General features: G+C 68.8%; 26 protein-coding genes and 1 riboswitch. Of the genes, 15 read left to right on the top strand and 11 right to left on the bottom strand.

Annotation, left to right across the window (positions count from 1 at the left end; genetic code table 11):
* Positions 1-82 precede the first annotated feature (82 nt).
* On the top strand, positions 83-1,087 hold the full coding sequence (locus ACH34W_RS22940; protein ID WP_395963016.1) for a hypothetical protein: 1,005 nt from the start codon (positions 83-85) through the stop codon (positions 1,085-1,087).
* A gap of 72 nt (positions 1,088-1,159) precedes the next feature.
* Here the strand turns inward: ACH34W_RS22940 and ACH34W_RS22935 are convergent, their stop codons facing one another.
* Positions 1,160-1,441 (bottom strand): hypothetical protein, encoded by a 282-nt coding sequence (locus tag ACH34W_RS22935; RefSeq protein WP_395963015.1) that lies wholly within the window; start codon positions 1,439-1,441, stop codon positions 1,160-1,162.
* A gap of 263 nt (positions 1,442-1,704) precedes the next feature.
* Positions 1,705-2,178 carry a hypothetical protein gene (locus tag ACH34W_RS22930; protein ID WP_395963014.1) on the bottom strand — a complete coding sequence of 158 codons (474 nt, stop codon included), beginning with the start codon at positions 2,176-2,178 and terminating at the stop codon, positions 1,705-1,707.
* 165 nt (positions 2,179-2,343) lie between these two features.
* Here ACH34W_RS22930 and ACH34W_RS22925 point away from each other — a divergent pair, with 165 nt between their 5' ends.
* The 4 genes from ACH34W_RS22925 (at position 2,344) to ACH34W_RS22910 (ending at position 4,723) form a co-directional block, all read left to right on the top strand.
* On the top strand, positions 2,344-2,619 hold the full coding sequence (locus ACH34W_RS22925) for a helix-hairpin-helix domain-containing protein (protein ID WP_395963013.1): 276 nt from the start codon (positions 2,344-2,346) through the stop codon (positions 2,617-2,619).
* A 16-nt stretch (positions 2,620-2,635) separates the two neighbouring features.
* The gene (locus ACH34W_RS22920) at positions 2,636-3,265 is read left to right on the top strand and encodes a TetR/AcrR family transcriptional regulator (protein ID WP_395963012.1); all 630 of its coding nucleotides are present in this window, start codon (positions 2,636-2,638) and stop codon (positions 3,263-3,265) included.
* A gap of 62 nt (positions 3,266-3,327) precedes the next feature.
* On the top strand, positions 3,328-4,188 hold the full coding sequence (locus tag ACH34W_RS22915; RefSeq protein WP_395963011.1) for an SDR family oxidoreductase: 861 nt from the start codon (positions 3,328-3,330) through the stop codon (positions 4,186-4,188).
* Positions 4,181-4,723 (top strand): carboxymuconolactone decarboxylase family protein, encoded by a 543-nt coding sequence (locus tag ACH34W_RS22910; RefSeq protein WP_395963010.1) that lies wholly within the window; start codon positions 4,181-4,183, stop codon positions 4,721-4,723. Before ACH34W_RS22915 ends, ACH34W_RS22910 begins: the two co-directional genes overlap by 8 nt.
* A 239-nt stretch (positions 4,724-4,962) precedes the next feature.
* On the opposite strand, the gene ACH34W_RS22905 is transcribed toward ACH34W_RS22910, so the two are convergent.
* Positions 4,963-5,769 carry a transporter substrate-binding domain-containing protein gene (locus tag ACH34W_RS22905; protein WP_395963009.1) on the bottom strand — a complete coding sequence of 269 codons (807 nt, stop codon included), beginning with the start codon at positions 5,767-5,769 and terminating at the stop codon, positions 4,963-4,965.
* A 303-nt stretch (positions 5,770-6,072) separates the two neighbouring features.
* Between ACH34W_RS22905 and ACH34W_RS22900 the strand changes: the two genes are divergently transcribed.
* Positions 6,073-6,681 (top strand): TenA family protein, encoded by a 609-nt coding sequence (locus ACH34W_RS22900; protein WP_395963008.1) that lies wholly within the window; start codon positions 6,073-6,075, stop codon positions 6,679-6,681.
* A 13-nt stretch (positions 6,682-6,694) separates the two neighbouring features.
* On the opposite strand, the gene ACH34W_RS22895 is transcribed toward ACH34W_RS22900, so the two are convergent.
* Together ACH34W_RS22895 and ACH34W_RS22890 are read right to left on the bottom strand one after the other, a co-directional pair.
* Entirely contained in the window at positions 6,695-7,801 is a 1,107-nt protein-coding gene (locus ACH34W_RS22895) for an alkene reductase (RefSeq protein WP_395963007.1), read from the bottom strand.
* A gap of 98 nt (positions 7,802-7,899) precedes the next feature.
* Positions 7,900-8,286 (bottom strand): RidA family protein, encoded by a 387-nt coding sequence (locus tag ACH34W_RS22890; protein ID WP_395963006.1) that lies wholly within the window; start codon positions 8,284-8,286, stop codon positions 7,900-7,902.
* A gap of 107 nt (positions 8,287-8,393) precedes the next feature.
* Here ACH34W_RS22890 and ACH34W_RS22885 point away from each other — a divergent pair, with 107 nt between their 5' ends.
* Entirely contained in the window at positions 8,394-8,816 is a 423-nt protein-coding gene (locus ACH34W_RS22885) for a MarR family winged helix-turn-helix transcriptional regulator (protein WP_395963005.1), read from the top strand.
* Positions 8,817-9,031: 215 nt separating this feature from the next.
* Positions 9,032-10,567, top strand: coding sequence for a M28 family metallopeptidase (locus ACH34W_RS22880; protein WP_395963004.1), 1,536 nt, complete (start codon positions 9,032-9,034; stop codon positions 10,565-10,567).
* 64 nt (positions 10,568-10,631) lie between these two features.
* Here the strand turns inward: ACH34W_RS22880 and ACH34W_RS22875 are convergent, their stop codons facing one another.
* Complete coding sequence (locus tag ACH34W_RS22875; protein WP_395963003.1) at positions 10,632-11,399, bottom strand: SDR family oxidoreductase; 768 nt, start codon at positions 11,397-11,399, stop codon at positions 10,632-10,634.
* 86 nt (positions 11,400-11,485) lie between these two features.
* The gene (locus tag ACH34W_RS22870; protein WP_395963002.1) at positions 11,486-12,262 is read right to left on the bottom strand and encodes a hypothetical protein; all 777 of its coding nucleotides are present in this window, start codon (positions 12,260-12,262) and stop codon (positions 11,486-11,488) included.
* A 207-nt stretch (positions 12,263-12,469) separates the two neighbouring features.
* On the opposite strand from ACH34W_RS22870, the gene ACH34W_RS22865 reads away from it, so the two are divergent.
* Entirely contained in the window at positions 12,470-12,847 is a 378-nt protein-coding gene (locus tag ACH34W_RS22865) for a hypothetical protein (RefSeq protein ID WP_395963001.1), read from the top strand.
* Between the two features lie 71 nt (positions 12,848-12,918).
* On the top strand, positions 12,919-13,164 hold the full coding sequence (locus ACH34W_RS22860; RefSeq protein ID WP_395963000.1) for a hypothetical protein: 246 nt from the start codon (positions 12,919-12,921) through the stop codon (positions 13,162-13,164).
* Between the two features lie 110 nt (positions 13,165-13,274).
* On the opposite strand, the gene ACH34W_RS22855 is transcribed toward ACH34W_RS22860, so the two are convergent.
* The 3 genes from ACH34W_RS22855 to ACH34W_RS22845 are packed head-to-tail and all read right to left on the bottom strand — an operon-like array spanning position 13,275 to position 16,876.
* Positions 13,275-15,584, bottom strand: a complete 2,310-nt coding sequence (locus ACH34W_RS22855; protein WP_395962999.1) for a heavy metal translocating P-type ATPase — start codon at positions 15,582-15,584, stop codon at positions 13,275-13,277.
* A 46-nt stretch (positions 15,585-15,630) separates the two neighbouring features.
* The gene (locus ACH34W_RS22850; RefSeq protein WP_395962998.1) at positions 15,631-16,662 is read right to left on the bottom strand and encodes a hypothetical protein; all 1,032 of its coding nucleotides are present in this window, start codon (positions 16,660-16,662) and stop codon (positions 15,631-15,633) included.
* Positions 16,663-16,669: 7 nt separating this feature from the next.
* Positions 16,670-16,876, bottom strand: coding sequence for a heavy-metal-associated domain-containing protein (locus ACH34W_RS22845; RefSeq protein ID WP_395962997.1), 207 nt, complete (start codon positions 16,874-16,876; stop codon positions 16,670-16,672).
* Positions 16,877-17,200: 324 nt separating this feature from the next.
* Between ACH34W_RS22845 and ACH34W_RS22840 the strand changes: the two genes are divergently transcribed.
* A complete protein-coding gene (locus tag ACH34W_RS22840) occupies positions 17,201-18,064 on the top strand; it encodes an Fpg/Nei family DNA glycosylase (protein WP_395962996.1) in 864 nt (287 codons plus the stop codon).
* A gap of 141 nt (positions 18,065-18,205) precedes the next feature.
* On the opposite strand, the gene ACH34W_RS22835 is transcribed toward ACH34W_RS22840, so the two are convergent.
* Entirely contained in the window at positions 18,206-18,619 is a 414-nt protein-coding gene (locus ACH34W_RS22835) for an SSI family serine proteinase inhibitor (RefSeq protein WP_395962995.1), read from the bottom strand.
* A 103-nt stretch (positions 18,620-18,722) separates the two neighbouring features.
* Between ACH34W_RS22835 and ACH34W_RS22830 the strand changes: the two genes are divergently transcribed.
* The 4 genes from ACH34W_RS22830 to ACH34W_RS22815 all read left to right on the top strand — a co-directional run bounded on the left by ACH34W_RS22830 (position 18,723) and on the right by ACH34W_RS22815 (position 23,821).
* Positions 18,723-19,055: a rhodanese-like domain-containing protein gene (locus ACH34W_RS22830; protein WP_395963134.1), complete on the top strand. Its 333-nt coding sequence runs from the start codon at positions 18,723-18,725 to the stop codon at positions 19,053-19,055.
* A 26-nt stretch (positions 19,056-19,081) separates the two neighbouring features.
* A riboswitch (TPP riboswitch) is annotated at positions 19,082-19,228 on the top strand.
* On the top strand, positions 19,223-20,749 hold the full coding sequence (locus tag ACH34W_RS22825) for a purine-cytosine permease family protein (RefSeq protein WP_395962994.1): 1,527 nt from the start codon (positions 19,223-19,225) through the stop codon (positions 20,747-20,749). It overlaps the preceding riboswitch by 6 nt.
* Positions 20,750-20,864: 115 nt before the next feature.
* A complete protein-coding gene (locus ACH34W_RS22820; protein WP_395962993.1) occupies positions 20,865-22,727 on the top strand; it encodes a PAS domain S-box protein in 1,863 nt (620 codons plus the stop codon).
* A 548-nt stretch (positions 22,728-23,275) separates the two neighbouring features.
* Positions 23,276-23,821 carry an ATP-binding protein gene (locus tag ACH34W_RS22815; RefSeq protein WP_395962992.1) on the top strand — a complete coding sequence of 182 codons (546 nt, stop codon included), beginning with the start codon at positions 23,276-23,278 and terminating at the stop codon, positions 23,819-23,821.
* Positions 23,822-23,923 lie beyond the last annotated feature (102 nt).

Below are 23,923 nucleotides of genomic sequence, written 5' to 3'. Positions count from 1 at the left end.
CCGGTGAGGGCACGGGACACTAACTGGGCGAGAGGCCGTCCCACCGGATAACCGATGACGACCATTCACTAAAGTTGGCGGAATGTCAGACCCGACATCGCCCCCTCCGCTGATCGGGACCTTCAGGTGGGACCGGGAACTCGTGGACATCGGGCTGGACCGGCTGCGTGTCGACGCCGATGTGGATCTCGTGCTGGAGACCACGGACGCCCACGACGAGTTCAACCCGCACGGGCTGAACCTTCTCGGGACCGATGCCGAGAACGCCGCAGCATGGGTCCTGCTGCACCAGATGTTCCCGTCCTACGGGATCCTGATGTACCTGCGAATGTGCTGGTTGCATGGTGACCACGTACTACAGGACTGGATCGTGCGCCAGTTCGCCGCGATGCTGATGCACGGTCCGGGCCCGGTGGCCGAGTCGGCCGAGTACGGGCTCTGGGTCGACTACTTCGAATCGCGCGAGGCGTCGCGGGTCTTCACAGCGCTGACCCTCCAGTTGCCGCGGTCCCACTGGGATCGCCTGATCAGCGGTGCCGGTCCGGTGCCCTGGGAGGCCAAGCGCCACGTGTTCCGGGAGGCGGCCGAGATCCCGGCGCTGCATCCCGCGCTCGCCAGGGGTCTCGCGGGTTCGTTCTATGACGTGTACGGCGAGGTCGACGCCGTGGACGCGTCGGCGCTGGTCGAGCTGATCACGGTCGCGGACGAGGATCTGCTGGAGGCTTTGACCGAGGCCACCACGCAGCCGCTGCGGCTGCGGACAGGTTCGGCCATGGTCGTGGACGAGTCCGATCCGGGCTGGCCGCACCCGGGGAGCTTCCTGCTCCGCGCGGTGGTGCGCAGCCCGCGGAGCCGGTGGGTGGGGCGGTCCGAACTGGTGGCCGACGGCCGGGTGTACGGCCGGCTGGTGCACTGGGACTTTCCCTTCGACGCATCGAAGATCGCGTACCGTACCGTGGTCGCTCCAGAGCCGGAGGGGCGGATCGTGCTGTTCCGGGTCGAAGGGGCCCCTGAGCACGCCGAGCTGCTGGTGAACCGGGATCTCGAGGCATGGCCGCCCGGCCTGAGGGAGCATCTCGCGCGCTGACCTGCACTGCGCAGCAACCCACGCGTCCCTGACCCGACCCGGCGTAGTGACACCACGATCAGCCGGACCAGCTCACATCAGCGGATGCTTTCTCTCGATGCGAGCCCGCACAAGGCGATAGTGGAAGTAGCTGATCTCAACGCGCTGAGTGTCCGTGACGCAAAAGATCTGGTATCCGTTTCGGCCGTCTTCGTCCGGCTCCTCGAAATCCTGGGGATCGAAGGCGCCCCGCTCCTCCATCTCCCTGAACCAGCGCATCAGCTCAAACTCATCCTGGAAGCGCTCCACAGAGAAGCCACGCCTGCCAAGACTGTAAGAGACCTCATAGGTGCAGCCGTCCGGCGGATAGCTCATACCTTCTAGCTCCACCTCGCTCGCCCCTGGGACCAGCGACGATGCTACGCCTCCAACGCCATCACCGGCTGAAGGTTTCCCCAGCGCAGCTTCGCAGCCGACTAGGAAGACGGGCACACGACGCGGAGGGGTGTCGGGCCACATAGAAGGATGTGGCACTGCCCGCCCGGAGGCAGACCTCCACGACTCGCTCTCCGGCTGCGTCCAGGAACGGGCGAAGTTGAGCAGGCGGCAGTAGCCGAACGCCTCGGCGTGCACCGGGATCACGCCGATGGGTCGCCTACGGCGTCGGCGTAGTAGGCGGACTCTGTCAGGTGGAAGGCGATCTGGCGGAACGTCCAGCCGTCGCCGGGCGAGTGGTCGAGCTGATCGGGCGACAGTGCGTCCAGCCGGACGGTCCAGATTTGCGCGAGCCGGGTGAGACGGCTGCGTGCCTCGTCCAGGTCCTTTTGGGTGAACGGGGCGAGGTCCGCCGGGTCGGTGAACGACGATGCGTGCCAGTGGTCGGGGATCGGCCCCACCCCGGCCAGGCGCGCTTCGATCTCGGCCAGGTGGTCCACCAGATGGTCGACCACGCGGCGGATTGCCTTGTGCGGGGTGTAGGTCCGGTCGTCGATCGCGCGCGGGGTGCCGTCCCAGGCCGGCCAGGTGGCCGCGAGACGCAGGACGTGATCGACCATCTCGTTGACGACCTGGGACGGTGGCCGGTCGTCGGTGGCCGGTGTTTCCTCTGCCATGGCCCGACGCTAGGCCGCCGAAAATTCGACGCGCGTCGAAGCATGGCGAACGCAGACGGTCTCCTCCTCGGCGAGCGCCGGGTGCGTGGTGGATCTGCCCGGCGGGGCGGTCTTATGTCCGATTCCGACAAGACGGGACTCGGGCGGGGCTGGTCTTGTGGAGTCATGAGTAATGAACGAGAGGACCTGGTCACGTTGGCGAACGTCGGCCCGGCCATTGCCCGCAAGTTCGCGCGGATCGGGATCACGCGGATCGGCCAGTTGGCAGGGCGGGACGCGTTCGAACTGTTCGAGGAGATGTGCGCGGCGGACGGAGTGCGGCATGACCCGTGCCTGCTCGACACCGTGATGTCGGCCGTGGACCAGGCCGACGGGCTGCCGGGCCGGCCCTGGTGGGAGTACACCGGTGAACGCAAGCGCATCCTCGCCGGGAGCCGCTGACTTCTAGCATGGCCGGGTGGAGAAGCCGTCCTCGTTGCGCACACATTCCGCCGAGCCGTTGTCGGGCGGGTCGCACGGTCTGACCCGGGAAGAGGTCGCCGCCCAGCAGCGAAGCCGTCTGCTGGTGGCGATGGTCGAGGTGACCGCCGAGAAGGGGTACGTCGCGACGTCGGTCGCCGATGTGCTCAAACGTTCCCGGGTGTCGCGGCTGACCTTCTACGAGAACTTCGCCAACAAGGAGGCGTGCTTCATCGCCGCGTACGAGCTGGTCACCGACATCCTGGCGGAGCGGATGGAGGAGGCGCTGCGGCTCGGGGGCACTCCGCTGGAACGGTTCGACCGGGTGGTCGGGGCGTACCTGGCGGGGCTGGCGGCGGAGCCCGAGGCGGCCAGGGTCTTTCTCGTCGAGGTGTACGCGGCGGGCGTCGAGGTGCTGGGCCGCCGGCTGACCGTGCAGGCCACGTTGACCGAATGGGCGGCCGAGCTTTTCGGCGCCACCACCCCGGAACAGCGACTTGCGTGCGAGGCGGTCGTGGGTGCGCTGATCTCGCTGGTCACGACACGTGTGCTGACGGGGGATAACGCGGCGCTGGCCGCACTCAGGGAGCCGTTCGTCGCCATGGTCGCCCGGTTGATGACCGGCTAGCCATAGACATTGGTGTCTACGGCTATAGACATCAATGTCTATAGCCGTTTAGGTTGTGCGCCGTGACGAGTTTGTCCGGCAAGACGTGCCTGATCACCGGCGCGGCAGGCGGGCTGGGCCGGAGCACGGCGCTGGTCGCGGCGGCGCGCGGCGCCGACCTGGTGCTCACCGACATCGATGCCGACGGCCTGGAAGAGACGGCCGGCGCCATCCGCTCCACCGGCGCGAACGTGGTCCTCGCCGAGCCCGTGGACGTCACCGACCACGCCGACGTGCTGCGGCTGGCTGAACGCGTGCACGCCCAGGTCGGGAGCGTGGACGTGGTCATGAACGTCGCCGGAGTGTCGGCTTGGGGCACGGTCGACCGGCTCGCGCACCGGCATTGGCGGCGGATGGTGGACGTGAATCTCATGGGCCCGATCCACGTCATCGAGGCGTTCGTCCCGCCGATGATCGACGCCGGGCGCGGCGGGCATCTGGTCAACGTGTCGTCAGCGGCGGGCCTGTTCGGGTTGCCCTGGCACGCCGCGTACAGCGCGAGCAAGTTCGGCCTGCGCGGAGTGTCGGAGGTGCTCCGCTTCGATCTGCGCCGGCATCGGATCGGCGTGAGCCTGGTGTGCCCCGGCGGCATCGACACACCGCTGGTGAACAGCGTGGACATCGTCGGCATCGACAGGGAGGCGCCCCGGGCCCGGCGTGCGATCGCGCTGTTCCGCAAGCGCGCCGTCTCGCCTGATCAGGCGGCACGGGCCCTCGTCCGGGGCGTCGAACGCGACAAATACCTGATCTTTACGTCCGGCGATATCCGGTGTGTCTATTTGGTCCAGCGCCACGTTCCAGCGGTGTACAACTTGATCATGCGGGCACTGAACACCGCGATGACCAGATACCTCGACCCGCCGGAGAAGGATGCCCGTGTCTGACCCCCGTATCCCGCCCGGCGGACTTCGTGAGGTCGGGCTGCCCAACTGGGTGGCCATCCAGTTGGTGGGCCTTTCGGGCGGCACGACCGCCCCGAATCTCTTCCTGACCTTGGCGAGGCATCGCAAGCTCTTCCGGGCCTGGGCCCGGTTCGGCGGCCGGCTGATGCCACGCGGCATCCTCCCGCGCCGCGAGACCGAGCTCGTGATCTTGAGGGTCGCCCATCTCCGGGACTGCGCGTACGAGTTCGAGCACCACATCCGGATCGGCCGCCGTGCCGGTGTGGACGCGGACGATGTCACGCGGCTCGGCCTGGGCCCGGCCGCCGACGGCTGGACGCCGCGCGAGCGGGCCATGCTCACCGCCGTCGATCACATGCATGCGCACGGCGATCTGGATGACCCGGCCTGGGAGGGGCTGCGCCGGCACCTGTCTCCCAGGGAGTGCGTCGAGCTGTGCATGCTCGCCGGGCACTACGAGATGCTCGCCACCGTGATCAAGTCGCTGCGAATCGAGCTCGACCAGCCACGCCGGTGATCGCTACACAGGGAGGCCGGGAACAACTCGGAGGCGACCGCGGTTACATGTGATGGTCGGTGTGCCTGGTGTCCCCCGGGCCCTACCTATTGCCTTTGCGGAATACCGTTCGGCTGGAGCCGCATTGTGCCTTTCGCCGTGAGGCGACCCGCGCATCGGCCCCGACGAAGGACCCCGTGTCGAGCGGGGTCCTTCGTCGTTCAGAGCGACTTCCGACGTTCAGGAGCGGCTTCCGGAACTCAGGAGCAGCCTTCGAACTCCGGGACCGACTCGGTCAGCTGGAGCCCGGCGGGGCCGAACCACTTGCGCAGCAGGCGGGAGGCCGTGCCGTCCTGGTACATCTGAGTGATCGCCTTGTTGACGCGCTCGCAGCCCTCGATGTCGCCCTTGCGCAGACCCACCCCATACCGTTCGTCGGTGAACGGGGTGTTGGTGATCCGTACCCGGTCCTGCGCCCTGGCCGCGAACCCGGCCAGGACCAGGTCGCCTGTGGACACCACGTCGACCTGGCCGGCGAGCAGCTTCTTGAAGCAGTCGCTGTAGGACGGCGACGGCACAAGCCGAGTCGCGATGCCCAGCCCGCGGGTGACGCGCTCGGATGAGACTGAACCACTCGCCTCGCACATGCGGCGGCCCGCCAGGTCCCGGACCGAGCGGATGCCCGGCTCGTTCCTGCGGATCATGATGTCCTGGTGGGCCACGTAGTACGGCCCCCCGAACGTGACCTTCGTCGCACGTTCGGCGGTGATGGAGTACGAGGCGAGCACGAGGTCGACCTTGCCCGCGCCGAGCAGCCGCTCCCGGTTCTCCGACGTGACGGTCTCGAACGTGACGCGCGCCGCCCCGAGCCGCCGGGCGATGTACGTGCCGACGTCGACCTCGAAGCCCTTGTGGGAGCCGCCCTCCAGGAGGCCCAGCCCGGGCTGGTCGGACTTGACGCCGACCACGATCGTCTTCTTCTGCGAGGCCGTTGCGGCCGCCGTGCAGCCCGTTAGCGCGAGGGCGAGGATCACCGCTCCTGTCGTGCGGGCAATGCCAGATTGCACAACCTCTACGCTGCCGCGCCCAGACGGCCCTGCAGCGGCCCGTTGGCGGCTCATTGGCGGCCGTGAGGTGAACGGCCGGTGACAGGGGAACAATCCCAGACGGGTGACGGTTACATTTGGTGGCCGGTGTGCCTGGGTGTCCCCGGGCCTCACCTTTTGCCTTTGCGGAATACCGTTCGGCTGGAGCCGCATTGTGCCTTTCGCCGAGAGGCGACCCCGCACATCGGCTGCGACGTGGGACCCCGCCGGACGTGACGTCCGGCGGGGTCTTCGTCATTCCGGGCCCGGTGGGAGACTGCGGGCATGAGTCTCGCGGCACATCTGGAAGCGCTCGGCCTGCCGTTGGTCGAAGAGCAGCTGAAGCATCCGACCGTGGCGGGCATCGCGGGTGGTGACCTGGACGAGGCGGTGTTCCGGTCGTGGCTGGAGCAGGACTACCTCTTCCTCCTCGACTACGTGCGGGTCTTCTCGCGGCTGGCCTGGCAGGCGCCCGCGGCACATCTCGGGGATCTCGTCGATCTCGCGCACGCCACGTTCCATGAGGAACTCTCCCTGCACCGCTCGCTGGCGGCGGAATTCGGCGCAGATCTGGAGGGCGCGAGCAAGGGACCGGTATGCGCCGCCTACACCCGCTTCCTCCTGGACAGCGCCGCCTCGTATGGCGAAGGGCTCGCGGCGCTCTACCCGTGCATGTGGGGATACTCGACGCTCGGGCTCCGGCTCGCCGAGAACCCCCCGGCCGAGCCGCGCTACAGGCGCTGGGTCGACACCTACGCCGACCCCGGCTTCGCCGAGCTGACCAGGCGCTGCGCCCAGATGATCGACGAGGCCGGGCCCGATCGGGAGCGCGCTGAGAGGTTCTTCCTTGAAGGCATGCGGCACGAGATCGACTTCTGGAGCGTCCCGCTGTAACCGCCGTGATCCCTCAGATGCGCGACTCGGAGAGGGCGGGATAGTCGATGTAGCCTTCGGCGCCGCCACCGTAGGCGGGACCTCTGTCTGGCGGGCTCAGGGGTGCGCCTGAGGCGATGCGCGCGGGCAGGTCGGGATTGGCGATGAAGTGCCGCCCGAACGAGAAGAGGTCGGCCAAACCGGCACTGAGGGCGTTCTCACCCGCGCTCGGCGTGGTGGGCTCCGGGCCGTTGAAGTTTCCGATCAAAGTGCCCGACCAGCGTGGCCGCAGGTCGGCGAGGGCGCCGTACGCGCCGCGTTCGATCACGTGCAGGTAGGCGAGCCCGAGCGGATCCAGCGTGTCCACGAGTGTCCGGTAGGTGTCCTGCGCGTTCTCCTCCGCGATCTCGTTCTCCGGGTTGTCGGGGGAGATCCGCAGCCCGGTCCGGTCCGCCCCGACCTCGGCCGCGACGGCCTCCACGACCTCGATCGCGAAACGCAGCCGCCCGTTGCGGGAGCCGCCGTAGCGGTCGGTGCGCACGTTGGTGTTCTCGGCGAGGAACTGCTGGATCAGGTAGCCGTTCGCACCATGGATCTCGACGCCGTCGAACCCGGCCGCGATCGCGTTCCGTGCCTCGGCGGCGAAGTCCGCGACCGTCGCCTCGGCTTCGGCGGTCGTCAGGGGACGCGGCGTGACGTGATCAACCAAGCCCCTGGACGTGAAGATCTGCTCACCCTCGATCCGTACGGCGGAAGGGGCGACGGGCTGCTGCCCGTCCGGCAGTACGTATGGGTGTGACATCCGCCCCACGTGCCAGAGCTGGGCGTAGATGCGGCCGCCGGCAGCGTGGACGGCCTCGGTCACCTCGCGCCAGCCCGCCACCTGCGCCTCGGTCACCAGGCCCGGGATGCCGGGGCCGCCCTTGCCCAGCACGTTCGGATAGACGCCCTCACTGACGATCAGTCCGGCGCCGGCGCGCTGCGCGTAGTAGTCCTTGGTCAGCGGGCTCGGCACCCCGGTCAGATCGTCGGCCCTTCCCCGGGTCATGGGGGCCATCGCGATGCGGTTGGGAAGATCGAGGGTGCCGCGTCGGTACGGGCGCAACAAAGGGTTGGTGGGCATGAAGGGGTTGGTGGGCATGGTGGTTCTACCTCTCTCGGGTCAGAGTGATCACAACGGGTGCGTGGTCGCGGGCGTCTGCGGCGAGCGCGGTCGCGATGCGGGCGAGTGCAGTCGCGTTACGAGGCGAGTGCGGTGACCTCGACCTCGATCTGCCAGTCGGGCTGGGCGAGCGAAGAGATCTCAAGCAGGGTGTCGGCCGGGTAGGGCTCGCTGAGGAACTCCTCGCGCAGCTGGATCACCTTGTCGAGGTTGGCCGCCATGTCGGTCACGAAGATCCCGACCTTGACGACGTCGCCGAAACCGGCGCCGGCCTCGGCGAGGACGCGCTCGATGTTGGCGAACGCCTGCCGTCCCTGGGCGAGGAAGTCGCCGGAGACGGTCTTGCCCTGCTCGTCGATGCCCGCCTGGCCCGAGACATGGATGAGGCCGCCCGCCTTGATCGCCTGCGAGATCCGGTACGGCGCGTACCAGTCCGGGGTGGTGGCGATCTTCTCGATGGTCATGGTCTCTCCCCGATGGTGGATTATTCATGCATGTACATGCGTTGCATGCACATGCAGATATTGGCTCTGCATGTAGTCTGTTGTCAACAGGTGAAGGCGAGGACCTCATGGACGCGCTGGTCTGGGACCAGGTCGTGACGTTGCACGGCCGAGTCGAGAACGAGCTGGCGAAGGCGCTCCAGCGCCGCCACGGCATCGGGCTCTCGGAGTTCCGTGCGTTGTGCCGTCTGTCCCGCGCCGACGACGGTGAGCTGCGCATGCAGGAACTGGCCGACCTGATCGGCCTCAATCAGAGCTCGGTCAGCCGCCTCGTCGCGCGCCTGGAGACCGCCGGGTTCACCCGCCGTGACCTCTGCGCGAACGACCGCCGCGGCGTCTACACGGTCATCACCGACGAGGGGCGCGCAACGGTGGAGAACGCGTCGCCCACGTACTACGAGACCCTCAGCCAGGCCCTGGACGACGCCTCAAGCGACCCGCGCGTATCCGGCTTGGTCACGGCACTCCGCACTGAGGCTCCAGTCGGCTGACGCGACGGCACGTTCTGCGGCGAACTTCTGCGGTGACCTCGTTTGGCCAGATCAGGCCCAGTGAGCCCCTGGCTGCGATGGGTTGGCCGGTTGTGGGCGCACCAGCGTGGCCTACGGGGTGATTGCGCCCTTTCCTCTGTTGCTGGTCGGCGTTACGTTCCAGGAACGGAAGTTCCGGGGGGTCTACGTCGATTCGTCCTAACAAAGGAGTTGGCGTGCGTATTCGCCGTCGCAGGCGGGTCGCCGGTGCCGTAGTGGTCGCCGCGGCCGTGATCCTGCCCCTGTCCGTGTCCGCGCCGGCCGAAGCCGGTTCCCTCGACGATGTGTTCGCCAAGGTGCTGGTGGCGAAGGTCAAGGGCGAGAACGTGAAGAAGCACCTGGACGCCCTTCAGGCAATCGCGACCGCGAACGGGGGCAACCGGGCTGCGGGGACGCCCGGCTACAACGCCTCGCGTGACTACGTCGCCAAGAAGTTGCGGGCCGCCGGTTACAAGGTGACCCTCGACCCGATCAACTTCGTGGAGAGCTGGAGCGAGAACACCCCGCCCGTCCTGGCGCAGCAGTCACCGACGCCGAAGACCTACACACCGGGGACGGACTTCGTCACGTTCGAGCCGTCGCCGGCCGGTGACGTGACGGCGCAGGTCCAGGCCGTGGACGTCGTGCTGCCGCCGACGCCGGAGCCCACGTCGACCAGCGGCTGCGAGGCCACGGACTTCAACGGGTTCGTGGCGGGCCGGATCGCGCTGGTCCAGCGCGGCACCTGCCCGTTCGCCACGAAGGTGCTCAACGCCGGGCGCGCCGGGGCGTCGGGCCTCATCATCTTCAACGAGGGCCAGCCGGGCCGGACGGATCCGTTCCCGCTCAACATCGGTGAGTGGCGGGCCGGGATCCCCATGGTGTTCTCCAGCTTCGCCGTCGGCAACGAGCTCGCCGCCAACCCGGGCACGACCGTCCGGCTGAAGGTGGACTCCAGCTTGGTCCTCGGCACCAACCACAACGTCATCGCCGAGTCCCGGCACGGCAAGCCCGGCAACGTGGTCATGATCGGTGCCCACCTCGACAGCGTCCCGGAGGGCCCCGGCATCAACGACAACGGGTCGGGTACCGCGGCGATCCTCGAAACCGCGCTGCAGATGCGGAACTTCCCGGTTAAGAACAAGATGCGCTTCGCGTTCTGGGCAGCAGAGGAGATCGGCCTGCTCGGCTCCGACCAATACGTGGCGAAGTTGTCCCAGGCGGAGCGGGACAAGATCCGGCTCTACCTGAACTTCGACATGGTCGCGTCGCCGAACTACGCCTACAAGCTCTACGACGGTGACGACTCCGACGCCACGGGCGCGCCTGCGGGCCCGCCGGGCTCGGCGCAGATCGAGAAGCAGCTGGAGAGGTTCTTCGATCGCCGAAACCTCGGGCACGTCGGCACCGACTTCGACGGTCGCTCCGACTACGGGCCCTTCATCCTGGTCGGCATCCCGTCTGGTGGAATCTTCACCGGCGCCGAGGGCATCAAGACGCCCGCTGAGGCTGCCCTCTTCGGCGGCACCGCGGGAGTCGCCTATGACGTCTGCTACCACGTGGCCTGCGACACGATCACCAACGTCAACCTGACCGCGTTGGACGTCAACTCCGACGCCATCGCCGACTCGGCGGCCAGGTACGCCTTCAACACGAGAGACATTCCCGACAACCCGCTCGCGCCCAGCGCACGCGTGGCTCCCAAGGCCACCGTGGGTTCCGGCGCGCGATGAGCTGACCTGCCGAAGGCCGTCCGGGCTCGTTGGGGCCCGGGCGGCCTTCGTCGCGTTCAGCAGATCAGAGGTGGGAGCCGCCGGTGGCGTCGATGGTGGTGCCGGTGACCCAACGGCCGTCGGCTGAGGCGAGGAAGGCGACGGCGCCGGCCACGTCGTCGGGCTGGCCGACACGGCCGAGCGCGGCGCGGGAGGCGGCATAGGCCTCGGCCTCGGCGTTGCCGCGGAGCCAGTCCGCGTTGATGTCCGTGTCGATGATCCCGGGTGCCACGTTGTTGACGGTGATGCCGCGCGGGCCGAGGTGCTGGGCGAGCGCGAGGGTGAACGTGTCGATGGCGCCCTTGGTCATCGCGTACGCGATGGCTTCGGGGAAGGCGATCCGGGTGGCGCCCGTGGTGATGTTGATGACGCGGCCGCCGTCGCGCAGCCGGGAGAGCGCCCGCTGGGTCGTGAAGAACGTGGCGCGGGTGTTGACCGCGAAGACCTCGTCATAGAGCGCGGGTGTGACGTCCTCGATCGTGACGGCCGCGCCGACGCCCGCGTTGTTGACCAGGATGTCGATCTCAAGGGCGGCTCCGTGCTCGCGCAGTCCGAGATCGAGCGCAGCGAAGAGCGTGTCGACGTCGCCCTCGGTTCCGAGGCGTGCCTGGACGGCGAAGGCCCGCCCGCCGGCGGAGGTGATCGCCGCCACGACCTCCTTGGCGGCGGCTTCATCCCGCGCGTAGTTCACGGCGACGAGTGCGCCGTCGGCGGCGAGCCGTTCGGCGATGGCCCGCCCGATCCCCCGGCTCGCGCCCGTCACCAGTGCCGTCTTGCCCTCAAGCGTCGTCATCGCCCTGACCTCATTATGTAGTGATCGATACAGATTCACGGTAGCAGTAATCTGTATCGACCGCTACATAAATGGGCGGGGTGCCGTTAGTGGTGGGCGGTGAGGAGGGTGAACGCGGCGGTGCGGACGACATTGCCGTGTTTGAAGTCGAGGAAGGCGCGATAGGTGCCGGGGCCGGGCACCTGCGCGTGGAAGGTGATGCCGGGCCCGGGCTCGGTCACCCCATCGCCTGGTTCGCCGTTCGGGTGGACGTGCACGTACGCCAGATCCCCGGCACGCAGGATCACCAGGTGACCGTAGGCGGCGAGGTAGGGCTGCAGGTCGGTGACCGGCTTCCCGTTCCTGCGGACGGTCAGGGTGAGCTGCCGGGCTTCGGCGTGGGTGAGGCCGCCCTCGATCTCGACCTCGTAGCCGTCCACGGCGTAGGTCGATGCCGGCTCGGGCACCGGCTTCGGCTCATAGAGTCCGGCCACCGCGAGATCGGCGCCCAGCGTGATCGTGCGGCCGAGGTCGCGCGGGGCGATGTCGGTGAAGACCCGGTAGGCGCCCGCCTCGGGCAGGTCCAGCCGGACCGACCAGGTGCCGTCGGCGGCGCGTTCCGGATGTACATGCCAGAAGCCGGTGAGCTCACGCCGCGCCACGATCAGGTGCAACTCCCGGTCGTGGATGGGGGTGAACGCGCTGACCGGGTGCCCGTCCGGGCCGAGGATCCGGAACCGGAAGTCGATCTCGCCGGGCTGAATGATCGTGTCCAGCAGGTCGAGGGTGTAGCCGTCCGCCGAGACCTGGAGGCCGCCGGGACCGCTGCTCGCGTGGTGGTCGTGGTGGCCGGCGTGGTCGGTGGTGTGCGGCGTCGTGGACATGGTGGCCTCCCGTTCCGGAGCGGTTCCGATGACCTGAACCATATACCCGTAGGGGGTATATGACATGTGCAAACGGGCGTGAGATGGGCCACACGAACTAGGTCCGATCGTTACACACAGTAAAGCTTGACCTACACAGCGTTAGGTAAGGTCATCGTTGTGGCAGCACGCCGATGCCGGAAGGTAACGGCCGACCGCAGGACAGGGATGCTGTGGCCGGTCATCTTCGCCGTGACCATCCTGCTGACCGCACTCACCTTGGCGGAATCCGGCGTCTGCCTGGCCGTCCCACCCGTCCAGGACTCGCAGGGCGCCGTCACCGACCCCGGCAACGGGCTGGGACGGGGCGAGCGCGACGGCGAGGCGGGCACCGGGGAGCACGAAGCCCGCACCCGCCCGGCCCTCCGGCGTTTCGGCGGCTGCCGTGACCTCGATTCGACTCCCGCGCGCCACGCGGCGACCACCCGGCTCGCCCTGCGGTGGCACGTGGGCCGCCCGCCGTCCACACCCGGGCTGCCCGCTCGCCCCTCCAGCCGTACGCCTGGCGCCTGCCTGCTCATCGCGCTCAACATCTCCCGGACGTAGACCCGTGGCGCGGACCGTGCGCGCCTTCCGTGATCCATTCGTCCGCAGATGAGCAGAGCGGGGATATCGCAATGCGAACTCGGGAGATTCACGTCATCAAAGAGCGATGGTACTTCTACTGCCTCGACTGCCTTCGGCCCTACGACGACATATACGAGGCACGACACGCCGACGACGGGTTCGGCGGTGATGGGGTCGCCTGGTTCCACGCTGGTATGGCGAGCCAGCCGCCGTGGACCGAGCCGAAGTGTCCCTTCTGCGAGGGACTGCGCGTCAAGGTGCTCCCAAGAGGAACCGTCGTGCCGAAGCAGCGCTGACGAAGGCCGAGCCACCGAGGCCGGTGGAATGGCGAAGGCCGTGCCCTCCCCAGAGCGGAGAGGACACGGCCCTTCGTTGTGACCGTGAGCCCGTTGTGACGTGGGCGCGGTCAGGCGGTGGTGACCGGCTGCTTGGCCGGGGCCTCGGCTCCGGCGACCGGGGCCGCGCCGGTGCTCAGCGGCTTGAACCGGCGGAGCCGCAGGCTGTTGCTGACCACGAAGACCGAGGAGAAGGCCATCGCCCCTCCGGCGATCATTGGGTTGAGCAGGCCTGCCGCCGCCAGCGGGATGGCGGCCACGTTGTAGGCGAAGGCCCAGAACAGGTTGCCCTTGATGGTGGCCAGCGTGCGGCGCGACAGCCGGATGGCGTCGGCTGCGGCGCGCAGGTCGCCGCGGACCAGCGTCAGGTCGGAGGCCTCGATCGCCACGTCGGTGCCGGTGCCCATGGCCAGGCCGAGGTCGGCCTGGGCGAGCGCGGCGGCGTCGTTGACGCCGTCGCCGACCATCGCGACGGTGCGTCCTTCGGACTGGAGGCGCTTGACCACGTCCACCTTGTCCTGCGGCAGGACCTCGGCGATGACCTCCTCGATGCCGACGGCGCGGGCCACCGTGCGGGCGACCGTCTCGTTGTCGCCGGTGAGCAGGACGGGCCGGAGCCCGAGGGCCTTGAGCTGCCCGATCGCCTCGGCGGAGGTGGGCTTGACCTGGTCCGCGACCGTGATCACGGCCCGTGCCGCGCCGTCCCAGCCCACCGCGACCGCGGTGTGGCCGAGCTCCTGTGCCGCGGTCATCGCCCGCTCCAGGTCGGCGGGCAGGTGTTGTGACCACTCCGCCAGGAACTGCGGGCGGCCCACGAGAACGCCGTGACCGTCGACCATGCCCTGGACGCCCAGGCCCTCGACGTTGGCGAAGTCCTCGACCGGGCCGAGCGTGCCGACCCGTTCTGTCGCACCCTTGGCGATGGCCTGCGCGATCGGGTGCTCGGAGGCGTCCTCCAGGGCACCGGCCAGGCGCAGCACCTCGTCCGCGTCCACGCCCTCGGCGGTGACGACGTCGACCAGAGCCATCTTTCCGGTGGTGACCGTGCCGGTCTTGTCGAGCACGACGGTGTCGATCGTCCGGGTCGACTCCAGGACCTCCGGACCCTTGATCAGGATGCCCAGCTGGGCGCCGCGGCCCGTCCCGACCATCAGCGCGGTCGGAGTGGCCAGGCCCAGTGCGCACGGGCAGGCGATGATGAGAACGGCCACTGCGGCGGTGAAGGCCGCGGCGATCCCGCCGCCCGTACCGAGCCAGAACCCGAGGGTCGCCACGGCGAGCATGATCACGATGGGGACGAAGATCCCGGAGATCGAGTCGGCGAGCCGCTGCACCTGGGCCTTGCCGGTCTGGGCCTCCTCGACCAGCTTGGCCATCTGGGCGAGCTGGGTGTCGGAACCGATCCGGGTGGCCTTGACCAGCAGGCGGCCACCGGCGTTGACCGTCGCGCCGACTACGGCATCGCCGGGGCCGACCTCGACGGGCACGGACTCGCCGGTCAGCATCGACGCGTCGACCGCGGAGGATCCCTCCTCGACCACGCCGTCGGTGGCGATCTTCTCGCCGGGACGGACGATGAAGGTGTCGCCGACGGCGAGCCGGTCAACGGGGATGCGCTCCTCGCGCCCGTTCCGTATGACCGAGACCTCCTTGGCGCCCAGCTCCAGCAGCGCCTTGAGAGCGGCGCCGGCGCGGCGCTTGGAGCGGGCCTCGAAGTAGCGCCCGGCGAGGATGAACGCGATCACACCGGCGGCGGCCTCGAGATAGATGTTCATCGAGCCGTCGGACCGGGTCATCGAGAACTCAAAGCCGTGCCGCATGCCGGGCTCGCCCGCGGTGCCGAAGAACAGCGCCCACAACGACCAGCCGAACGCGGCGAGCGTGCCGACCGACACCAGGGTGTCCATGGTCGCGGCGCCGTGCCGCAGGTTGGTCCAGGCCGCGCGGTGGAACGGCCAGCCCGCGTACACCACCACCGGAGCCGCCAGCGTCAGCGACAACCACTGCCAGCTCTCGAACTGCAGCGCCGGGATCATCGCCATCGCGATGACCGGGATCGCCAGGACGACGGAGGTGATCAGCCGCTGACGCAGCGGCCGCAACCCGTCCTCATCCTCAGTGGCGGGCTGGTCATCTGTGCGCTGGGCCTTGGGCGGCGGGGGCAGCTCGGCGGTGTAGCCGGCCTTCTCGACCGACGCGATCAGTTCGTCCGGGCTCACCCCTTCGGGGAACTCGACCTTGGCCTTCTCGGTGGCGTAGTTGACCGACGCGGTCACACCCTCGATCTTGTTGAGGCGCTTCTCGATGCGAGCCGCGCACGACGCGCAGGTCATGCCGCCGATCGCCAGCTCGATCTGCCCGGTTGCGGCTCCGGTAGTCATCGCTCTCCTCCTCGTGATCTGTCTCGGCGTGTGTCTGTATCGGTTGTCAGCCGTGGGTGTGACCGTCGTCGTCGTGCCCGCCGCCCTGATCGCCGGGCGCCTGGCTCGGTGTCTGGGCGGGGGTCGCCGGGGCCTGGGCCGCCGGGGCGGCGCCGGCGACCGCGGTGAACTCGGCGGTACGGACCTTGCCTTCGTGCTGGAAGTCCAGGTAGAGACGGTACGCACCTGAGCTCGGCACCTCGGCGTAGAACGTGATTTCCGGTCCGGGCTTGGTCTTGCCGTCGCCGGGTTCGCCGTCCGGGTGGACGTGCAGGTAGGCGAGGTCACCCGCGCGCAGCGCGACCAGGTGCCCGTAGGCCTCAAGGTACGGCTGCAGGTCGGTGACCGGTCGGCCCGCCTTGCTCACCGAGAGGGTGAGCTTGCTGGTCTTGCCGGGGACGAGAGCGCCGTTGAGCTTCACCTCGTAGCCGTCGACCTTTGCGGTCTGCTCGACCTTGGGCAGTGCGGTGGGCGTGTAGTTCCCGGGTGCGGTGAGGTCGGCGCCCAGCGTCAGCTGCTTCTTGGCGCCGGTCGGCTGCACGTCGGTGAAGAAGCGATAGGCACCGGCCTTCGGGACCTTGACCGGCACGGACCAGACGCCACCCCCGGCCTCGGTTGGGTGGAGGTGCTGGAAGCCGGACAGATCCCGGCGGGCCAGGATGAAGTGGATCTTCTTGCCGTGGAGGGTCTCGAACCGGCTGACGGGCTTGCCGTCCGGGCCGTTCACGGTGAACCGGAAGTCGGTCTGCTCGCCGGGCGTGATCGTGGTGGTCTGCGGAGCCAGGGTGTAGCCGTCCTGCGAGATCTGCAGCCCGCCGGGGACGGAAGCGGCGGCCGTCTCGGTCTCGGCGGCCGTCCCGGTCTTGGCGGAGGTGGACTTGCCGCCGCCATGGGCGTGCTCGCCGCCCTGCCCGCTGCCTTGCCCACCGGTCTCCGCCGTGGCACCGACGGGGCCGACGATCTCGCCGACCCCGACGGCTCCTCCGAAGACGGCGGCCAGGCCCAGAGCGAAGGCCCCCAGCTTGGTCGCGGTGTTCATGACGTCCTCACACCTTCACTTCGTATCCGGCCTCTTCGACGGCCGCCGTGATCTGGGCGTCGTCGACGGGGCTGTCGCTGGTCACGGTCACCTTGCCGGACGCGAGGTCCACGTCGACGGCGGTGACACCGGCGACCTGGCCGACCTCTTCCTTGACCGAGCCGACGCAGTGGCCGCAGGTCATCCCGGCAACGGTGTAGGTGGCGGTGCTCATCGTCATCTCCCTGAGTTTCCGGATTTGTACCCCTGGGGGGTATCTCGTGGTCCTCATCGTGCCATAACCCTGTGGCCGATTCAACCCCTACCCCCTAGGGGTTATTCCGAGAACCTCGTCACGGTCGCGCCGGCATGCCCAGCACCCTTGTTATCCACAGGTCATCGGGCGCATCGGCCGCGAGCTCGGGGATGGTTTTGACCATGTTCATAGAGGTATAGCCCCCGAAACTCGCCTGCACCGCAGGCGATCGTGCCTGTCACACAGAGTTGTCCACAGGAATCCACAGGCCTGTGGACATCCGTTGTCGCGGATACTGGAGTCATGCCTGAGCTACCTGAGGTGGAGGCGCTCGCCACCTTCCTGCGAGAGCGCGCGGTCGGCCATGGGGTCGCCCGCGTCGATGTTCTCGCCATCTCCGCGCTCAAGACGTACGACCCGCCGATCACCGCGCTCGGCGGGTTGAGCGTCACCCGCGTCGCCCGGCACGGCAAGTTCCTCGACTTCGACATCGACGGCCTCCACCTGGTCGTTCATCTGGCCAGGGCCGGGTGGCTGCGGTGGCGGGACGAGGTGCCGACCAGGCCGGTACGTCCGGGGGGTAAGAACCCGCTGGCCCTGCGCGTGCACCTGGATGACGGGTCCGGCTTCGACCTTACCGAGGCGGGGACGAAGAAGGGCCTGGCCGTCTATCTCGTCCGGAATCCCGACGACGTGCCCGGGGTGGCGTCGCTGGGCCCCGATCCGCTCGACGAGTCGTTCACCCCCGCCGCCCTGGGCGAGATCGTCAACGGGCGGCGCACCCAGATCAAGGGCTTGCTGCGCGACCAGAAGGTGATCGCCGGGATCGGCAACGCCTACTCCGACGAGGTGCTGCACGCCGCCAAGATGTCCCCGTTCAAGATCGCCTCTTCGCTCACCGAAGAGGACATAGCGACCCTCCACGACACGATCGTCACCACGCTGCGCGACGCCGTGGAGCGCTCCCGCGGCCTGGAGGCACAGGATCTCAAGGGTGAGAAGAAGACCGGCCTGCGCGTGCACGGCCGTACGGGCGCGAAATGCCCTGTCTGCGGCGACACGATCCGGGAGGTCTCGTTCGCCGACTCCTCGCTGCAGTACTGCCCCACTTGCCAGACGGGCGGCAAACCCCTCGCCGACCGCCGCATGTCGCGGCTCCTCAAGTAGCCCCCCAGGGCAGGCAGCCCCAGGGCAGGTAGCCCCTAGGTCATGTAGTCCCCAGGTCGGGTCCAGGGATGGCGACGGGCCCCGGTCGCGCGCCGACCGGGGCCCGTCTCGAGCTGACAGAGTCCGAACGGGGTGGACTCGTCAGCCGTTCTTGGGAACGCCGCCGAAGAGCGGGGCGAGCTTCTCCCAGCGGGAGAGCTCACAACCGTCAGTGCGGGTGAACTTGGCGTCTACAGGCTTACCTTGCCATGTTCCCTTCACGGTGGCGATCTCGGGGCCACCAAAGATCTTCGTGCACATCTGGCCGGCGGGCGGGGGTTGGAAGGGATCCTTGGCCTTGGCGACGGCCGTGCAGGCTTGTCCCGCCTTGGGGTGATCACCTCCAGCGGGGTCGCAGGACAGCGTCCAGGTCTTGGCGGCGGCCTTGGCGGAGGCCTTCACCTGGACGGTCAGTGTGTCCTTGGGGGTGCCGGAGGAGCCCGAGGGCGAGACGGACGTCGTGGACGAGGATTCACCGGGGCTGCTCGTGGCCTTGTCTGAGCCGCAGGCCGCCATTGAGATGACCATGGCTAGGCCGGGCGTCGTGAAAAGGAGCGTCCGATACCGCATGGGTGATTCGACGCGGGTGGGTCTCGCGCGGTTCCATGGAGGCGTGATGATTTTCGGGGATGACGTCCCGGCCGTGGACGCGGCCGACGTACCGGAGGGCGCATACCTTCTCGATGTCCGTGAGCAGTACGAATGGGACGCCGGGCATGCGCCGGGGGCAGCGCACATTTCGATGGCCGAACTGAGTGACCGCGCCGGGGAGATTCCCCGCGACCAGGACGTGTACGTGATCTGCCGGTCCGGGATGCGGTCCGCGCAGGTGACCGTCGCGCTCAATCAGGCGGGCTGGCTGGCGAAGAACGTCGACGGGGGCATGAAGCGCTGGGCCGAGGCCGGGCGCCCGATGGAGGGCGGCGCGGACGGGCCGCCGCACGTGGCCTGATGTACGATTCGTCCCGTTCTATTCCAGTACCCCACCGCGGGAGCTCGGGCCGACCGGGCTGAGAGGGCGACACGTCCGTTCCGAACGGGCAGTTCCCAAAAGGGCACAGGCGTCACCGACCGCATGAACCTGTCCGGGTAATGCCGGCGTAGGGAGTGTGTGTCCCGATGACGTCTGTCGTAAAAGAACGCCCTCGTAACGAGGTTCCGTACACCCTCGACGAGCCCGCGCCCAAGGTCCTCAGCTTCTGGGACCAAGGTGCCTTCTGGGCCAACCTCGGGGTCAGCCTGTTCGCCTTCTCCGGCGCTTACACCGTGCTGGCCCCCGGGGCGGACGGCAAGCCGACGCTGTCCATCATGGCGGGCATCGTCGCGATGATCGTCGGCACCGCGATCGGCGGGCTGATGCTGGGCCTGTCCGCGGCGCCCGGCGCGATCACCGGCCAGCCGGCGATGGTGCTCCTGCGCGGGCTGTTCGGTGCGCGGCTGTCGTACGTGCCGACCGCGCTCAACATCGCCCAGCTCATCGGCTGGGGCACGTTCGAGCTGATCGTCATCGCCGACGCGGCGCGGGCGCTGTGGGACGGGGTGCCGCGCTGGACGTACGTGATCGCGGCAGGTGTGCTCACGACGGTCCTGACGATCTGGCCGCTCGGCTCGGTCCGGATGTTGCGCCGGTACGTGACCGCCGCGGTGATGATCGCGCTGGTGTACTTCTACGTCCAGCTGGTGCGGGAGCCGCTGCCCGATCTGACCGAGGGGTCATGGGGCGGGTTCTGGATCGGCGCCGACGCGGCGCTGGCCGTCTCGATCTCGTGGGTACCGGTGGCGGCCGACTACACCCGGCACGCGCGCACCGCCCGCGGCGCGTTCGGCGCGGCGGCCGTCGGCTACTCGGCGACCCAGATCATCGCCTACATCCTCGGCCTGCTGGCGCTGGCCCTGGTCGCGGGCGACTCCACCAAGGTCTTCGACCCGTTCCTGGGCGTGACGCTGGGCGTGCTCTTCTTCGCGGTCTTCGTGCTGCGCGAGGCCGACCAGTCGTTCGCCAATGTCTACTCCACCGCCGTCTCGATCCAGAACCTGGTGCCCCGCGCCGACCGGCGCGTCCTGTCGATCGCGCTCGGCGCGCTGATCACCGGCCTGGCCCTGCTGCTGAACATCGGCGACTATGCCAGCTTCCTGTCCCTGATCGGCTCGGTGTTCGTGCCCATGCTCGGCGTGCTGGCGGTGGACTTTTTCCTGGGTCAGGGCAGGCGTTCATGGGCGAAGCCCACCTGGTCGCCGCGCGGGGGGCGTGGGGAGTCGTCTCCTCTCAAGGAGCAGAGCCGGCGTTCAGGGGCGAAGACCTCTTCCTCGGCGGGCGGGGGGCGTGGGGGGTCGTCCTCCCGCGAAGAGCAGGGCCGGTGGGACACGTCGGTCTCGGCGCCGTCTCGCTGGGGGATGATCGGTGCCTGGGCGGTCGGGTTCGTCACGTACCAGCTGATCAATCCGGGCACGGTGAGCTGGTGGGCGGGCTTCTGGCACGACGTGCAGGAGGCGATCGGCTTCAGCACGCAGAGCTGGATGAGCGCCTCGCTGCTGTCGTTCCTGGTCGCCGGTCTGGCCGCGTTCCTGATCGGGCGGGTCGCGCGGGGCGGGGGCGGCCGGGCGGCCGGGCGTTCCGAAGGCAAGATCGACTCTTCGGCCGCCTGAACGGGTGGCGGACGCGCTGGACGACGAAGGTTTGCGGGCAAAGTCCCCGTCAGGTGGAAACGTTTCGGCGGTGGTTGTCCGGCGCCAGTGCAAGATCCGGTGGCACGATACAGACGTGCAGCTTTCGGTCCACGATCCGATCCTCCGTGCGGTCATCGAGTGCGCGGCCGATGCGATCGTGGCCGTGGACCACTCGTTCCGGGTCACGGTGTGGAACCCGGCCGCCGAGCGGATGTTCGGCTGGCGAGCCCAAGAGGTGCTCGGCAAGGTGCCGCCGATCGTGCCGGACGAGCTCAAGGCCGAGCACAACGCCGTCCAGGAACGGCTGCTGACGCGGCGGGCGGGTGAGGGCGACAGCGGCCAGATCTCGATCGCCACCCGCCGGTTCCACCGCGACGGCCGCCTCATCGACGTCCGTATCGACACCAGTGCCCTGCAAGACCGCGACGGCACGCTCCTCGGCTGGGTCGGCGTCTACCACCCGGTCGAGGAGGACGAGGTCGCGCAGCACCATATGGCTGAACGCGCACGCCTCGTCCGGCGGCTGAACGACATCGTCGCCGACCTCAACGCCGAGCTCGATCTGGACGTGGTGCTCGACCGGATCACCGCGGCGCTGATCGAGCTGACCGGCGCCGACGCGGGCGGCTTCGTCCGGATCGACGGCGAGCGGCTGCGCCTGGTGAGCATGTACGGGCTGCCCGACCACATGCGCGGCGCCACGGCCGACCTGCGCTCCAGCCTGGTCGGCGAGCTGCTCCGGTCCGGCAAGACCGTGATGCTGGCCACCGGCGAACGCCGGCTCGGTGACCTCGTCTGGTCCGAGCTGCCCGGCCTGCACACGATCGCGCTGGGCCTCTCGTTCCTGCAGAACAAGCCGTACGGGGCGCTGTACGCGCTCTTCTCCGGCCGCAAGATCGGCCACACCGAGCTGGAGCTGCTGGAACTGCTCGCCGGGCACGCCGGCGTGGCGGTCGGCAACGCGGTGGCCTACGCCGAGGTCGTGCGCCAGCGTGCCCACGAGCGCGCGGTCATCGACTCCAGCGCGGACGGCATCGCCGTGCTCGACCGCGACGGCACCGTACGCCAGTGGAACCCGGCCGCCCACGCCCTCACCGGCCTCCCCGCCCGCAACGTGATCGGCCGGCCGCTGCCGTTCCAGAAGCCAGACCCCGGCGAGATGATGACCTTCCCGCTGGAGTCGGGCGTCTGGCTCAACGTGCTCGCCGCCGAGATCGAGGAGACCGGCGAGATCGTGGTCGACTTCCGCGACGTCAGCGCGGCCAAGGCGCTGGAGGAGGCCAAGGATCTTTTCCTGGCGACCACCAGCCATGAGCTGCGGACCCCGATCACCGTCGTCCAGGGCTTCGCGAGCACGCTGGTCAACCGGTGGGACGAGCTCAGCGACGCCGACCGCCGTTCCGCCGTGGCCACGATCGCCGAGCGCGCCCAGTCGCTCGGCCGCCTGGTGGAGCATCTCCTGCTGGGATCACGCGCCGGTGCCGACGAGCTCGCCGTGACCATGGAGTCGTTCGACCTGTCCCGCGTGGTGACCGGCGTGGTGTCGGGGTTCCGCTCGTTGTCGAGCCTGCACCGCGTCGAACTCGACCTCGCCCCAGACCTCCCGCCGGCCGCCGGCGACGCGATGGCCACCGACATCGTCCTCGGGCAGCTTCTCGAGAACGCCTTCAAATACTCGCCCGACGGAGGCACGGTCACGGTCCGCGCGTGGGCGGAGGGCCCCGATGTGCTGGTCACCGTCCAGGACGAGGGCATCGGCATCGCACCAGGCGATCATGAGCGTATCTTCGAGCGCTTCGTCCAGGGCGAAGCCGGCGACCGGCGCCGCTTCGGTGGCATCGGCCTCGGGCTCTACATCGTCAAACGCCTCACCGAGGCCCAGGGCGGGGCGATCTCCGCCCATCCCGGGCCTGCGACCGGCACCTGCATGCGCCTACTACTGAAGGCCGCGTCGTGAGGCCGCGTTGTGAGGCCGTGTCGTGAAGGCGCGTTGTGAGGCGGCGTCGTGAAGGCGTGTCGTGAGGCCGTGTGGTGAAGGTGGCGTCGTGAAGGCGCGTTGTGAGGCCGTGTCGTGAAGGCGGCGTCGTGAAGGCCGTAACGTGACGGCCATATCGTGACGGTCGTCATGCTGGCCACGGGGTCACAGGTCAGGGGGCCGATAGTGGTCAACGGCGACGGGATCGGCGCTCTTTACCGGCTTTTGGAGCGATCTTGATGGGGCCGGGCCCGGTATTTCTGCGGGAAAGGTCAGTGTGGCGGCAGTGTGACGGACGAAACGCGCGTGCGAGGAGTAATCCTTCGTTGGCTGGATAGATCTTTAGTTGGTGTTGCGTTGGGGGCGAGGTTCCGTTAGACGCCAGGTACAGGAGTGAGATCCGTGACCGGATGGTCAGTCGCTCGTTGTGCGAGTGGTGGGCCGTTTCCAGGAGGTTTCCAGGCATCCCCACCTGGGCATTTCGGTCATACCGGAAGACAGGTCGTTAGAGGAGGAAGGATGACGGCGAGGTGAGGGCATCGAGCGTCGTAATGTTGCCGCACGCGCCGTCCAGCGTCGCGATCGCGCGCAAGCGCCTGAGCTCCGACCTGACCGCCTCGGGGGTCTACGACTCCGTCGTCGACGACGCCAGCGTCATCCTCAGCGAGCTTCTCAGCAACGCCCTGCGCCACGCGCGGGCGCTGCCGTCCGGGCAAGTCCGGGTGACCTGGTCCTACCAGGGGGAAATGCTCGAGGTCGCCGTCAGTGACGGCGGGGCCATGACCGTGCCGCGGCGAGGCCCCGGCACGCTCTCGTCCCTGGGAGGCCGCGGCCTGGGCATCGTCGAGGCCCTGGCCGAGGGCTGGGGGGTCCGCCATGAGGAAGGCGCCACCACGGTCTGGGCCCAGCTGCTCGCCCCGCATGCCTCGGGTTTGAACGGTTCGTCGCCGCGCCACGCGGCCCATGCGGCCCTGCCCGAGTTCAACGAGCACCCCGACATGCAGCCTCGTGCGACGGGCAAGGTCTTCAACGAGCCGTGGTACGGCGCCGCGACCGGCCGGGCCTACCCCGGCTGACCAGCCCGGATCGTTCCGGCCGACAAGTCAGGCATACCCCGACTAGCCGGACCTTTGCCTCACCTTGTATGGTCCTCTTCAAGCTCGGGCGCTGTCGTGCCC

The sequence above is a fragment of the Actinomadura sp. 6N118 genome (assembly GCF_044326415.1).
Taxonomy (GTDB): domain Bacteria; phylum Actinomycetota; class Actinomycetes; order Streptosporangiales; family Streptosporangiaceae; genus Spirillospora.
The sequence above is the reverse complement of the archived record's forward strand: the minus strand, read 5'-3'. Positions and strand labels throughout refer to the sequence as shown.

Excerpts from the sequence above, each read along its gene's own strand:
- ACH34W_RS22940 (WP_395963016.1), top strand. The coding sequence starts at position 83 with ATGTCAGACCCGACATCGCCCCCTCCGCTGATCGGGACCTTCAGGTGG.
- ACH34W_RS22935 (WP_395963015.1), bottom strand. The coding sequence starts at position 1,441 with ATGAGCTATCCGCCGGACGGCTGCACCTATGAGGTCTCTTACAGTCTT.
- ACH34W_RS22930 (WP_395963014.1), bottom strand. The coding sequence starts at position 2,178 with ATGGCAGAGGAAACACCGGCCACCGACGACCGGCCACCGTCCCAGGTC.
- ACH34W_RS22925 (WP_395963013.1), top strand. The coding sequence starts at position 2,344 with ATGAGTAATGAACGAGAGGACCTGGTCACGTTGGCGAACGTCGGCCCG.
- ACH34W_RS22900 (WP_395963008.1), top strand. The coding sequence starts at position 6,073 with ATGAGTCTCGCGGCACATCTGGAAGCGCTCGGCCTGCCGTTGGTCGAA.
- ACH34W_RS22895 (WP_395963007.1), bottom strand. The coding sequence starts at position 7,801 with ATGCCCACCAACCCCTTCATGCCCACCAACCCTTTGTTGCGCCCGTAC.
- ACH34W_RS22890 (WP_395963006.1), bottom strand. The coding sequence starts at position 8,286 with ATGACCATCGAGAAGATCGCCACCACCCCGGACTGGTACGCGCCGTAC.
- ACH34W_RS22885 (WP_395963005.1), top strand. The coding sequence starts at position 8,394 with ATGGACGCGCTGGTCTGGGACCAGGTCGTGACGTTGCACGGCCGAGTC.
- ACH34W_RS22875 (WP_395963003.1), bottom strand. The coding sequence starts at position 11,399 with ATGACGACGCTTGAGGGCAAGACGGCACTGGTGACGGGCGCGAGCCGG.
- ACH34W_RS22870 (WP_395963002.1), bottom strand. The coding sequence starts at position 12,262 with ATGTCCACGACGCCGCACACCACCGACCACGCCGGCCACCACGACCAC.
- ACH34W_RS22865 (WP_395963001.1), top strand. The coding sequence starts at position 12,470 with ATGCTGTGGCCGGTCATCTTCGCCGTGACCATCCTGCTGACCGCACTC.
- ACH34W_RS22860 (WP_395963000.1), top strand. The coding sequence starts at position 12,919 with ATGCGAACTCGGGAGATTCACGTCATCAAAGAGCGATGGTACTTCTAC.
- ACH34W_RS22855 (WP_395962999.1), bottom strand. The coding sequence starts at position 15,584 with ATGACTACCGGAGCCGCAACCGGGCAGATCGAGCTGGCGATCGGCGGC.
- ACH34W_RS22850 (WP_395962998.1), bottom strand. The coding sequence starts at position 16,662 with ATGAACACCGCGACCAAGCTGGGGGCCTTCGCTCTGGGCCTGGCCGCC.
- ACH34W_RS22845 (WP_395962997.1), bottom strand. The coding sequence starts at position 16,876 with ATGAGCACCGCCACCTACACCGTTGCCGGGATGACCTGCGGCCACTGC.
- ACH34W_RS22840 (WP_395962996.1), top strand. The coding sequence starts at position 17,201 with ATGCCTGAGCTACCTGAGGTGGAGGCGCTCGCCACCTTCCTGCGAGAG.
- ACH34W_RS22835 (WP_395962995.1), bottom strand. The coding sequence starts at position 18,619 with ATGGCGGCCTGCGGCTCAGACAAGGCCACGAGCAGCCCCGGTGAATCC.
- ACH34W_RS22825 (WP_395962994.1), top strand. The coding sequence starts at position 19,223 with ATGACGTCTGTCGTAAAAGAACGCCCTCGTAACGAGGTTCCGTACACC.